Source organism: Providencia rustigianii (assembly GCF_900637755.1).
In the GTDB taxonomy this organism is placed as follows: domain Bacteria; phylum Pseudomonadota; class Gammaproteobacteria; order Enterobacterales; family Enterobacteriaceae; genus Providencia; species Providencia rustigianii.
The window spans coordinates 3,201,911-3,214,204 of the sequence record NZ_LR134396.1; the positions used below are offsets into that span (position 1 = coordinate 3,201,911).

A 12,294-nucleotide genomic window follows, 5' to 3' on the forward strand; every position below is an offset into this window, starting at 1 on the left:
TCAATCTATTGATTGATTAATGTTCTAAACCAGATGATGGCATACATCATCTGGTTTTGTAGTCCTAAGTGAACAATAAAATGAACAGTGATATAGAAATCCAATTAAGCGATGTTTTATCTGCAAGTTGTACTCGTAATAATCTCATCTGCACGAGCAAGAAAAGAGCGCTAGAGATTATTAGTGAACTGGCTGCCGCTGAGTTGGAATTGCCGGAAAATACGGTATTTGAAGCGTTATTAACCAGAGAAAAAGTAGGAACCACGGGGATTGGCGGGGGAATTGCGATTCCTCATGGAAAGCTAAATGAAGGCGAAAATGCTCGCGCTGTTGGCGTATTTTTGCATTTAGAAGAGCCAATCTCTTTCGATGCTATTGATAACCAACCTGTTGATCTACTTTTTGCATTACTCGTTCCATCAGATCAGTGTAAAACACATTTGCATACATTATCCTTGATCGCTAAAAAGTTAGCGGATAAAACATTATGTAAACGTCTGCGTTCAGCACAAAGTGATGACGAGTTATATAATATAATTGTAGAGTAGGTTATTGTTTATATGTGTTGGTGCCAGGATGATGAAATTGTTATGATTTCCCATCTTAGGCATCATAAACACGGCGAAATACAAAAAAGAATTCGATGTGCTCGATAATCACAATTGGGTGATCAGTTAGAAATCGATCATTAAGATACAGATCCTAAAGATACAGAAGGGAGTTAGCTCATGGTGCTGATGATTGTCAGCGGCCGTTCCGGTTCGGGAAAATCCGTTGCCTTACGCGCGCTGGAAGATATGGGTTTCTATTGTGTGGATAACCTACCGGTTGTATTACTGCCGGAGTTAGCTAATTCACTCGCTGATCGTAATATTTCAGCGGCGGTGAGCATTGACGTGCGTAACATGCCGGATAACCCAGAGGTTTTCGAAGAAGCGATTGATAGGCTACCATCAAGCTTCTCGCCGCAATTATTATTTCTGGATGCGGATCGCAACACCTTAATTCGCCGTTATAGTGATACACGCAGATTACACCCACTTTCTAGCAAAAACTTATCATTAGAAAGTGCGATTGATGAAGAAAACGAGCTGTTAGAGCCACTGCGCTCCCGTGCCGATTTAGTCATTGATACCTCTGAAATGTCGGTACACGAGCTAGCAGAGATGCTAAGAACTCGCTTAATGGGCAAACGAGAACGTGAGCTTACCATGGTGTTTGAATCCTTTGGTTTCAAACATGGTATTCCTATTGATGCCGACTACGTGTTTGACGTACGTTTTTTACCTAACCCACACTGGGATCCTAAATTACGTCCAATGACTGGTCTTGATCGTCCTGTGGCGGCATTCTTAGACCGACACACTGAAGTGCATAACTTTATTTATCAGACGCGTAGCTACCTTGAATTGTGGCTACCGATGTTAGAAACCAATAATCGTAGTTACCTGACCGTTGCCATTGGCTGTACGGGAGGAAAGCACCGCTCAGTGTATGTAGCTGAACAACTGGCTGACTATTTCCGCTCAAGAGGGAAAAATGTACAGTCTCGCCACAGAACATTAGAAAAACGTAAGTAATGACAGCCAAAGCGACTATCACGCTTAAAAATCGCTTGGGCATGCATGCTAGGCCCGCAATGCTTCTCTATGATTTAGTTAAAAAATTTAACTCTAGGGTTATTTTAAAAAATGACAGTCAAATTGAGGCAGAGGCGGATAGCGTTATTGCTATGTTGATGTTAGACTCGGAACAGGGTAGTAAAATTGATATTGAGGTTAGTGGACCCGATGAAGAATCGGCATTATCTGCAATCATTAAGCTGTTCGAAAGTGGGTTTGACGAAGAGTAATCTTGTCAGCTAATCCCTCCGGAACTAACAATATACAAGGTTTTACACGCATAGGCGCCGAGTTCGTGATCGCGATCTCTTCCCTTTAACGCCCATAGCGCCTAATATTTTAAAATAATTTATTTCTAGCAAACACCCCCTACCTTCTGGGTGGGGGGTGTTTGCTTTGTACGTTTCTATTGGAGTGTGGTATGACAAAGCCAACAATTATTATCAATGATTTAGATGCTGAACGCTTAGATGCACTGATGGAGCAACCTGCTTATGCCGGTACTCCTGTTGCAGAAGCCCTTAACGATGAATTAGATCGTGCGGATATTGTATCTCCGCAAGAGATCCCCGCGGATGTTGTCACAATGAACAGCACCATTCGTTTCTTGGATCTGATTAGTAATGAAGAGCGCACTCGTACGCTAGTTTATCCCGCGTCACTCAAAGACAGCGCAGAACAACTGTCTGTCATGGCACCGATTGGTGCAGCGCTGTTAGGCTTACACGTCAATGATGAAATTAGCTGGGCACTGCCTAATGGCGTAGAAACCCGCGTTCGTGTGTTAGAGATTGTTTATCAACCTGAAGCGGCTGGCGAATTCCATCGTTAATCGCGATGTTAGAGAGAAGTAAGAAGACTAATCTAAAAAAATTTCCACCAAGAAATTCTCGTTAGTCTTCCGGCGTATTCAGGCACTCAATTGAGTGCCTTTTTGTTGCCAGAAAGAAATTATTCCCCTGCAATACTCATTTCAGGGATCAATACAGAACCACACTGAATATTGCTACGGGTTTCAATATCATCTGCGATAGTGACCATATTCATCCACATATCCTTTAGATTACCCGCAATCGTAATTTCGCTAACAGGGTATTGGATTTCACCGTTCTCAACCCAAAAACCCGATGCGCCGCGAGAATAATCCCCCGTAATGCCACTAACACCCTGCCCCATTAGCTCAGTCACAACCAACCCGGTTCCCATCTGCTTTAATAATGCATCAAATGATAACCCTTGACCGGCGATGCGCCAGTTATGAATGCCACCCGCATGACCGGTACTTTGCAGTCCTAACTTTCTTGCTGAGTAGCTGGTCATTAACCATGTTTGCAGAATACCATTTTCTACAATATTACGCTCAGTGGTACGAACACCTTCACTATCAAACGGTGAAGACGCTAGCCCTCCCATTAAATGTGGCTGCTCGTTGATGGTCAACCAACTCGGTAAAATTTGTTTTCCTAAACTATCGAGTAAAAATGATGATTTTCGATAAATACTGCTGCCGCTAATCGCCCCCACCAAGTGACCAAATAACCCTGTCGCCACTTCTGAGGCAAAAATTACAGGGGCTTTCATGGTTGGTAACTTACGTGGTGATAAGCGCGATAATGTACGACGAGCACATTCTTGCCCAACCCATTCAGCGGATTTCAGCGCATCAATGCTACGACCAATGGTATAGGCATAATCGCGCTCCATTTGACCATTTTCCTCGGCGATTACGCAGCTCGACATAGAATAGCGGCTGGAACTGTAGCTTTTCAGTAGGCCATGTGAGTTACCAAAAACACGGATACCATAATGGCCATTAAAGCTGCCGCCTTCGGTATTAATAATCCGAGAGTCTGCTTTCAAAGCCGTCATTTCAGCGATGGATGCATATTTAATCGCGTCTTCTGGAGACAATTCACTGGCTTGGAATAAATTCAAATCTGGGGCATCGAATGCCAATAAAGATTTTTCTGCGGGACCGGCATAAGGATCTTCTGAGGTATAGCATGCAATATCGATAGCAGCTTGCACCGTACGCTCAATAGCCTCATTACTCAAATCGGTTGAAGAAGCACTACCTTTACGTTGTTTATGGTAAACCGTAATGCCTAATGCGCCATCACTATTAAATTCAACATTTTCCACTTCACCTTGGCGAGTACTAACGCTAATTCCAGTGCTTTTATTAACAGCAACTTCAGCAGCGTCACAACGACTTTTGGCATACTCCAATGCGTGGGCGACGGCTTCTTCTAATTTTTTACGTTGTTCGGTAACTTGTTCAGTGACACTCATGCATTTAGTCCAATAAAGTGGGGAAAAGTAATTTTCTACCTAGACATATCAATGTTAAGTAGTCATAAGGGGGCTTTCCCAGTTACAATAGCGTTAATAGTAAGAATGTTAACACTCATAACGCCGTAGATCATCTCTGCGTTTAGTAAAAAGGAAAATCCCTATGGCCAAACAGCCTGATGACTGGCTGGATGATATCCCAGCGCCCGAAGAAGACGAGGACGATGAGATTATTTGGGTCAGTAAAAGCGAAATTAAACGCGATGCTGAGATCCTCAAAAAATTAGGGGCCGAGCTTGTCGACTTAAGTAAAAATGAACTTGAGCGTATCCCATTAGATCCTCAATTGCTTGAAGCGGTAGAGCTAGCCCAGAAAATAAAACGAGAAGGACGTCGTCGTCAGTTACAACTTATCGGTAAACTGCTACGTTCTCGTGAAGTTGAACCGATCACAGAAGCTCTAGATAAACTGAAGAACCGCCATAACCAGCAAATCGTGATTTTCCACAAATTGGAAGATCTGCGCACTCGCTTGCTGGCAGGTGGTGATGAGGTGATTGAAGAGGTTGTTGCGCTATTCCCACACACTGACCGTCAGCAGTTACGTGCACTGGTACGTAATGCGAAAAAAGAGCGTGATGCGAACAAACCACCAAAAGCATTCCGTCAAATCTTTCAATATTTGAAAGAGCTTTCTGACAGTATCTAGCGAATACTCCCCTATATCGCGATGATTATAGGGGAGTTATCTTTAAAACTGTGTTTTTAAGATATTCAGTAATGTTTGGAATTCGGTATACCCTTCCCTATCTAAAAAATGCCCTGCATTTTCTTCAATCACTATATCTGCTTGTAGTGCACAAGCTAAATCTTTTGATGCTTGCGGCTCCACCACCCGATCATTGGATGAAATCAGTGATATTCGTTTATTTGCGATATGAGTTAACTTACGATAATCCAATAAAACCTCAGTATGAGACTCTAAACTAGGTAATGTTTCAAGGTTATGGTCAAAGCCTGCCACTAATACATATCCCCCGATTTTAACGCCTTGAGGTACTTGTTGTTCAAGAAAGCGTAAAACGGTAACACAACCAAGGCTATGGCCAATCAGGATAGTATCTTCATCAAACTGAATATGAGAATTGAGCAAGTGTTGTTGCCATTTTTGAGGGTCTGGAAAATTAGACTCTGGCATGGCAGGCACAGTCACTATCGCCCCTAAAGACTCTAATTCTTCTTTTAGCCAAGGAAACCAATTTTTCTCAGGTGATGCTGTATAGCCATGAACAATAATAATTTTTTTGCCTTTCATTACCGGCTCCTCAATATCATTTTCATGGAAAAGATTACTACTCTGCATTGTGTATTACCTACGTTAAAAGAGATAAACCACACTATTTCAGCTTTCAGGGATATCTAACAGAAAGATAAAACGCCCTTCTAATTCATCCTCAGCCTCGTTCATCAGATCAATAATTTCCGCAAATTGGTGCTGCTGCGCTAGGCTCAAATGACTAAAAATTATTGTCATCGGTAACTCAATCTCACCGGAAATCATATCCCATAATGCATCGAGGTTATGCCCAAACCAAGAAGGTAGCGAGAGTTTTTGCTGGAATTGACAATAAAAATCCTCGAGATCCCTTATCTGGCAAAAATCAAAAATAACGTTATTGTTCATCGGAATGTCCATTATTTGACTTGCTGGAAGCTTTTATAGTGGTCGGTCGTGACAAAAATCATGCCATCCGATGAATAGAGTAAACGGTCAGCACCGCGATGCCCGCAGCGATAGTTGATATCCGCTTCGTACCATTGGCGACTGTCTGTCATCGGCAAGCGTTTTTCACGATTAGAAAAACGGTCGCCACCAATAGCTCTGCCCGGCAATACATCACAAAGATTGCCCTTTTTCGCATCCCAGCCGGCTTCTCGTGCCTGTTTTTTAGTGATATAGAATGCCGGCAACTTTTGGTATTTCTCCATAAAGCTGACCACATTATTTTGCGCGGTCAGTTGGTCAATCGTTTTCGGCATCTCTTTTGATGCGGCAACTTCATGGGATGGCGAATTCGCCGCTGGCTCCGTCGCAGGTTGCTCTCCACCTTTAAAATAGAGGCTAACCGCAATTAAAATTGCCATTAAAACTAATGAAATAACGCGTTTATTCATCTTTTTCTACCTTATTTGGATTATAAGCTGATAAGCAATCGCCCTAGTGGCACAGGCAACTAGGGCGATTAAATAGAAAAGCTTAATATATCCGTAATTACGCCGTGCCGCCGACAGTCATTTTATCGAGTTTCAATGTAGGTTGCCCAACACCAACAGGCACACTCTGTCCCTCTTTACCGCACACACCAACGCCTTTATCTAGTGCAAGGTCATTACCAACCATGGAGATCTGTTGCATCGCTTCTACACCAGAACCAATTAAGGTTGCGCCTTTCACTGGCGAGGTAATTTTACCGTTCTCAATTAAGTAAGCTTCTGACGTTGAGAATACAAATTTACCCGAGGTGATATCCACTTGTCCGCCACCAAAGTTCGGTGCATATAGACCTTTTTCAACACTCGCAATGATCTCTTCCGGTGTGGACTGCCCTGCCAACATGTAGGTGTTGGTCATGCGTGGCATTGGCAAGTGTGCATAAGATTCACGACGTGCATTTCCCGTTGGAGCAACGCCCATCAAGCGAGCATTATGTTTATCTTGGATGTAATTCCGTAAAATACCGTTTTCAATCAAGATATTATATTGACCCGGTACACCTTCATCATCCACCGCTAATGAACCACGGCGCCCAACAATCGTGCCATCATCCACGACAGTACAAAGTGAAGATGCCACCTGCTCGCCAACTTTGCCGGAGAATACTGAAGTACCACGGCGATTGAAGTCCCCTTCAAGTCCATGACCTACCGCTTCATGCAGTAAAACACCCGGCCAGCCTGCACCTAATACCACGGGCATCATTCCCGCAGGAGCCGCAATCGCAGAAAGATTTACCAGCGCCATACGCACGGCTTCGCGAGCATATTGTTCCGCGACAACCTGCCCTTGATGAATCTCGAGGAAGTATTCGTAACCATAGCGACCACCGCCACCACTTGCGCCACGCTCACGTTTACCATCATGTTCCACCAGCACACTAACGGATAAACGCACCAGAGGACGAATATCCGAGGCTAACGTTCCATCAGTGGCAGCGACTAAGACTTGCTCATAGACACCGGTTAAGCTGGCATTGACTTCAATAACACGAGGGTCTTCTGCTCGCGCGACTTGGTCCACACGATGTAACAGTTCAATTTTCTGCTCACGTGGTAAACTTTGTAAAGGATCCGCTTCTGAATAGAGTTTTTTGTAGTCAACATTGGTTAAGATCTGTGACTTTCCAGAACCTTGTTCAGTCACGATGCTCCGTGCCGCTGTTGCGCTTTGGGTCAGTGCTAACAAGGAAATTTGGTCTGCATATGCAAACCCTGTTTTTTCACCTGTGATCGCTCGAACACCCACACCTTGGTCAATATTGTAGGAACCATCTTTGATAATTCGGTCTTCTAATACCCATGATTCATGGTAACTAGACTGAAAAAACAGATCCCCATAATCCACACGACGCTCAGATAAAAGCGTTAAAATATCGTACAGATTATCTTGTTTAAGACCATTGGCAGTCAGCAATTGTTCGCTGACAGAAGCTAAACTCATATTCGTTACTCTTTTTATCGTTTATTTTTTAATTAATGACGTCAATTGCGGTCTAAAGCGGTTATGTTTTACCACTCGAATTTGTTGACGCATGACATTTAAACTTTCCGGTTGAATATTCACAACCAATGCCGATACTGCATCGACATTTTTTTTCATCACTTTACCCCAACCATCGACGGCTAAAGAGTGTCCCCATGTACGACGAGTTCCATGAACTCCCACTTGGGCTGGTGCTAATACATAACATTGGTTCTCAATTGCACGAGCTCTTAACAGAGGCTCCCAGTGGGCTTGCCCTGTATAGCGAGTAAATGCAGCGGGAACCGAAATAATTTCCGCACCTTGCTCACGCAATGCTTGGAATAAACCAGGGAAACGTAGGTCATAACAGATAGTTAAACCTAAACGTCCCACGGGGGTATCCACAACCGTGATATGCTCACCCCGTTGATAAATCACAGATTCGTTATATTCACCTTGCTCATCTTCAATATTCACATCAAACATGTGAATTTTATCGTAGCGTGCGGTGATATTGCCTTCGGCATCAAACAGTAAACTGCTGCTAGTAATACGTGTCGGATCTTCACGACTAATCAATGGCATCGACCCAATCAGGATCCAAACTTTATAGCGGATAGCCATCGCGCGAATAGCGTCTTGTAATGGGCCTTTGCCTTCTGTTTCAGCCTTTTTACGATAGGTTGCAGCATCGGCAAATAGCAATGCGTTTTCGGGAGTTAGTACTAACTGCACGGTATCAGGCAACTGTTTAATTTGTTGCTCGATCTGTGCCAAGTTGTGCTTCGTATTATCTCCACTGCATAACTGCAAAAGTGCAACATTACCCGTTTTCATTACTCTTGAGTCTCCTTAAGCTGACGTAATACTTCATCAATTTTTGGTTCATCCACACTGCCAGTGACACGATAACGAATGACCGAAATTTTGCTCCATAGCGGGCCAAGGACTTTCGATGCCGCAAACACTGCTGCCCCAGCAAATGGGTTAATCACGAATGCGGTGGCTACACCTACTGTAGCAGAAATTTCAGGGGTGATAACCGCCTCAATATTTAATTGGCGGTTAACCAGATCAATGTCCCCATTCAGTGCAATATCTGCCAATAATCCATCGATATATAAATTTTTCGAGGTTAGAGTACCATTTTTAATGGTCGCGTCACCTTTGATGGAATCAAAATCAAAGTCGTTACTGAACGTGTCGCGAAAATCGAGCTGTAATTTACGTAATAAAGCATCAAAGCTGACTAAACGGAGAAGTTGACCTGCACGTCCCCCGCCCATGTGAGCAATCGCCCCTTTGCCTAACTGGGCCGACATTTTACCGTTTAGTGTTGGCAAATCTGGCGACCAAGGAACGTCTATCCAATTCAAGTCAAACTCGACGACATAAGGAGAGTCAATGATCGGAACCAATACACCAAAATAAGCTGCCGTTTCATCGAAAGCGTCTCCCGTTAGTGAGCCTGCAATTTCGGTTTTATTTTCTTGCCCACTACGCCATATTGCATCCAGTTTCAGATCAGAGGCACTATTTTTTAACGATCCTCCAGTGAGCTTCAATGTATGGAGGTCTTCAGGGATCACTTTGGCACTAATTTCGCCCAATTTTTGCCCCCCGACCCAACAATCTGCACAATAAATATTGACTCGTGGCCAGTCACTAAAATTGAACGTTTCAGGTTTAACCTTATCGTCTTTTGCGGTAGTTGAAGATTCAGGGTTGTAATAGAGATAATCAATATTTAGCGCCCAATACTGTTTACTGTACGTTTGTAGAGTACCTTTTAAGTTCTCACTATCAACACGGATTAATTGTTCATTACGATGTAAATCGTATGAAAAACTTAGGTTTTTCCAATACTGTCCAGCGAGGTAGATTGACGGTACTTTGACTTCAAGCATGTCAGGTAAAGCCACTTTGGCGACTTTATCGCTAGCAGGAGAAGCGAGGAAACCACTGGCTAAATTTTCCCAGTTCACATCATTCACCGCAGGTAAATCCACTAAAATGACCGAGTTAGCCGGTAACTCAGGTATTTTATTATTCCACGCTGAGATATGAGCCTTTAATAACTTCAATGGCTCACTCGCGAAACGCCATTCGGTATTAAAGCCAAGACGTTGACCGATATCACCGCCAATAACCAGTTGTTCCGTGGAACCTTTAGCTTCAACATTCACGTTACCAAGCTGCGTTAATAACGCCGTATTAAGTGCTGGCAATTGGCTTTTTAGCTTATTAAGACCGGCGGTAATTTCAATTTGTAATCCTGTAGCCTGTTTGCTGGATTCAGGAATAGTAATATTAATATGGCTTTTCCAATCACTGATCCCAGTGACTTTTCCTTTCAATTCTTGGGACTCTATCGGTAACTTGGCGAATTCCCAGCTACCGCCTAGATTAATGTCCACTAAGTAATCTTTGGGGCGTGTTAAGGTCGTAAAATCTAGAGATACCGGCTGACCGATCCACTGCCCGGTAATTTTATCACTCACTAAATCCCCATTAGTGAATTTAAAGCTACCAGTAAGCCCATGAAGAGTGCTGTCGATGGGGCGAACAAATACATTATTTTTATTTAGATTGACTTGCCCTTTAGCCACTACATCTTTACCAGCAACCAGAGGGATTGCCAGATCTAAATTACCCGTGACGGTGCCATCAATTTGCAACTCGTCAAGAGTATCCCCGATAGAGTGTTTCAGTGGAGTATGAGTGAAATACTCTTGGATCTGTTTGCCTGTACCCGTCACGCCTGAATCTATATGCAGCATGCCATCGCTGTAGTCACGGATAACCGCATTCAGGTTGGTGGCGGTGGCGTCCCCTAATTTCACGGAGTCGGTATGCATCGCCAGCCCAGCACGGCTAAAATCAAGGTCGAGGTCTAAATTTAGTAGCGCAGGCCATTGGTCATCATACTCAAAAGTTCCCTCACGTAGAGGGACATACACTTGGAATTGACCATCATTTTTGTAATAAGGGAAATGCTCTGGATTGCCTTTGTACACCAACGTTGCATTATCGACATGCCCAGCAATAATCGCTTTCGTCAGATAATCCGCAACCTCTTGTCCCATCAATTTTTGAGGGAAATAACGCCATGCATTCCCCGCATCATCCGTACTAATTCCCAGTAAAATGGCTAAATCCGTAACATCCGATTTCTTTGCTTGAGCGTAGCTAAATGATCCATTGGCCCAGACAGAGTTGGCTTGTAAATCAATGGAAGGCCCCCATAACTTGAATTCACTGTCATTGTTGACCCAATGTAATTTACCTTTAGCGCTGCTAATTTCAAAAGGCGCTTTAAATTCATCACGATAATCGACAATGCTATCTTTCAGGCTAAAAGAGAGATTTCCTTCCTGAGAATTCCCCATTAAAACCCCTGAAAAATGGTTCACAGAGGGTAATTCTTTCCATTTTTTCCAGCTCACATCCTGCCAATCCATACTGATTTGCATATGATCTTGCAGATCTTGAGTGAGATCGAGAGAGAATTCAGTGACGACCCCTGTTGGCTGACGATGTTGCCAATCTTGTACCATTTCAGGGGTGACAAATGAGAATGTGGGGAGAACTTCACTGAGACGTTCTAATTCAATATTTTTGGCACGAATTCGCCAGTGATCTTTATTTTGATACTTAGCTGATGAAGGTAGATAGAGCACAGAAACACTGCCCTGAGGCCAGATATATTCATTGGTTTTCAGAGTATCCAGCTCCGGAATATTGAATAACCAGCCATTGCCCTGACGCTTCATTCGAACTAATAAATCATTAACTTGCAGGTTTTGTGCTGAGTCTTTCTCACCCCAGTTTGCCTCTCCTTGACGTAGCTGGATCAGCCCCATATCAATACGGTTATTTTTAAGGGTGACCCAAGATGAGAGGCTGAAGTTAGCATCACGAAGACCGGTATTTTCGCGCAACCACTGACTGAGCCATGGCTGCATATCAATGTTATCGGCCTGTAGATAAAAAACACCGTCACTTAAAACGCCATTTTTATCAGAGACATCCAACTTTACTTGCAGGTAACTATTCTGTTTATTCAGTGTTTCAAGGCTAACAAAGCCCTGAGCTCGGTGGCGCTCACTCTCGTTTAACCAAGAGAGTTCAGGTAGCAATAACGTCATTTTCTGTTCTGATGGGGTCAGAAACGTTAACTGGCTATCTTTTAAAATGAAATGGTCGAACTGACGTAAAAATAAGTCATCAATCGCATCATAATTGGTTTCTTCTTCAGACCCGTCAAGACTGAGAGGAACTTTATGATCCACATTGAGTTGATAAAAAGTGAGGTCACGAAAGCGCCAACGAAGAGAAAATAAAGAGTTCCAAATGTCTAATTCTACCGTGACTTTATTCACGTCGACATCAGTAGAGGCACTCTTTAGAGAGACATTGTGAATGATAATTTCAGGACCATAATAGCGCCATGCTCCTGCAATCTCACCAATCTGTAGCTTGATATCGCCCTTTTTTTCAATGTAACTGATAATTTCTGGACGATAATTATTAATATTAGGTAATAGGAAACGCAAACTGGTGAGTACCAACGCACACAGCAACAATACAGCAGCAGTTGTCACGAGAACTACACGTGGCAGTCGTTTCACCAGTTTC

12 protein-coding genes are annotated in these 12,294 nt (G+C 43.3%); 5 read left to right on the top strand and 7 right to left on the bottom strand.

The window, feature by feature from the left end:
* The first annotated feature begins 80 nt into the window (after nucleotides 1–80).
* The 4 genes from ptsN (at nucleotide 81) to rnk (ending at nucleotide 2,454) form a co-directional block, all read left to right on the top strand.
* Nucleotides 81–548 (top strand): PTS IIA-like nitrogen regulatory protein PtsN, encoded by a 468-nt coding sequence (gene ptsN / locus EL244_RS14720; protein ID WP_006814233.1) that lies wholly within the window; start codon nucleotides 81–83, stop codon nucleotides 546–548.
* Nucleotides 549–728: 180 nt separating this feature from the next.
* Entirely contained in the window at nucleotides 729–1,580 is an 852-nt protein-coding gene (gene rapZ / locus EL244_RS14725) for an RNase adapter RapZ (protein ID WP_006814234.1), read from the top strand.
* Nucleotides 1,580–1,852, top strand: a complete 273-nt coding sequence (gene npr / locus EL244_RS14730) for a PTS phosphocarrier protein NPr (RefSeq protein ID WP_006814235.1) — start codon at nucleotides 1,580–1,582, stop codon at nucleotides 1,850–1,852. Before rapZ ends, npr begins: the two co-directional genes overlap by 1 nt.
* 191 nt (nucleotides 1,853–2,043) lie before the next feature.
* Nucleotides 2,044–2,454 carry a nucleoside diphosphate kinase regulator gene (gene rnk / locus EL244_RS14735; RefSeq protein ID WP_006814236.1) on the top strand — a complete coding sequence of 137 codons (411 nt, stop codon included), beginning with the start codon at nucleotides 2,044–2,046 and terminating at the stop codon, nucleotides 2,452–2,454.
* 119 nt (nucleotides 2,455–2,573) lie between these two features.
* Here the strand turns inward: rnk and pmbA are convergent, their stop codons facing one another.
* The gene (pmbA, locus tag EL244_RS14740; protein WP_126461868.1) at nucleotides 2,574–3,914 is read right to left on the bottom strand and encodes a metalloprotease PmbA; all 1,341 of its coding nucleotides are present in this window, start codon (nucleotides 3,912–3,914) and stop codon (nucleotides 2,574–2,576) included.
* Between the two features lie 163 nt (nucleotides 3,915–4,077).
* Here pmbA and yjgA point away from each other — a divergent pair, with 163 nt between their 5' ends.
* Nucleotides 4,078–4,623: a ribosome biogenesis factor YjgA gene (yjgA, locus tag EL244_RS14745; protein ID WP_006814239.1), complete on the top strand. Its 546-nt coding sequence runs from the start codon at nucleotides 4,078–4,080 to the stop codon at nucleotides 4,621–4,623.
* Between the two features lie 42 nt (nucleotides 4,624–4,665).
* Here the strand turns inward: yjgA and EL244_RS14750 are convergent, their stop codons facing one another.
* The 6 genes from EL244_RS14750 to yhdP form a co-directional block, all read right to left on the bottom strand.
* The gene (locus tag EL244_RS14750) at nucleotides 4,666–5,229 is read right to left on the bottom strand and encodes an RBBP9/YdeN family alpha/beta hydrolase (RefSeq protein ID WP_039854759.1); all 564 of its coding nucleotides are present in this window, start codon (nucleotides 5,227–5,229) and stop codon (nucleotides 4,666–4,668) included.
* An 87-nt stretch (nucleotides 5,230–5,316) separates the two neighbouring features.
* On the bottom strand, nucleotides 5,317–5,598 hold the full coding sequence (locus EL244_RS14755; protein ID WP_126461870.1) for a barstar family protein: 282 nt from the start codon (nucleotides 5,596–5,598) through the stop codon (nucleotides 5,317–5,319).
* An 11-nt stretch (nucleotides 5,599–5,609) separates the two neighbouring features.
* Nucleotides 5,610–6,089, bottom strand: a complete 480-nt coding sequence (locus EL244_RS14760; protein WP_006814242.1) for a ribonuclease domain-containing protein — start codon at nucleotides 6,087–6,089, stop codon at nucleotides 5,610–5,612.
* 97 nt (nucleotides 6,090–6,186) lie between these two features.
* Nucleotides 6,187–7,632 (bottom strand): metalloprotease TldD, encoded by a 1,446-nt coding sequence (gene tldD / locus EL244_RS14765; RefSeq protein ID WP_126461872.1) that lies wholly within the window; start codon nucleotides 7,630–7,632, stop codon nucleotides 6,187–6,189.
* 21 nt (nucleotides 7,633–7,653) lie between these two features.
* Nucleotides 7,654–8,493, bottom strand: coding sequence for a deaminated glutathione amidase (gene nit1, locus EL244_RS14770; RefSeq protein ID WP_006814244.1), 840 nt, complete (start codon nucleotides 8,491–8,493; stop codon nucleotides 7,654–7,656).
* On the bottom strand, nucleotides 8,493–12,287 hold the full coding sequence (gene yhdP, locus EL244_RS14775) for an AsmA2 domain-containing protein YhdP (RefSeq protein ID WP_126461874.1): 3,795 nt from the start codon (nucleotides 12,285–12,287) through the stop codon (nucleotides 8,493–8,495). The genes nit1 and yhdP overlap by 1 nt, the downstream gene beginning before the upstream one ends.
* Between the last annotated feature and the right edge of the window lie 7 nt (nucleotides 12,288–12,294).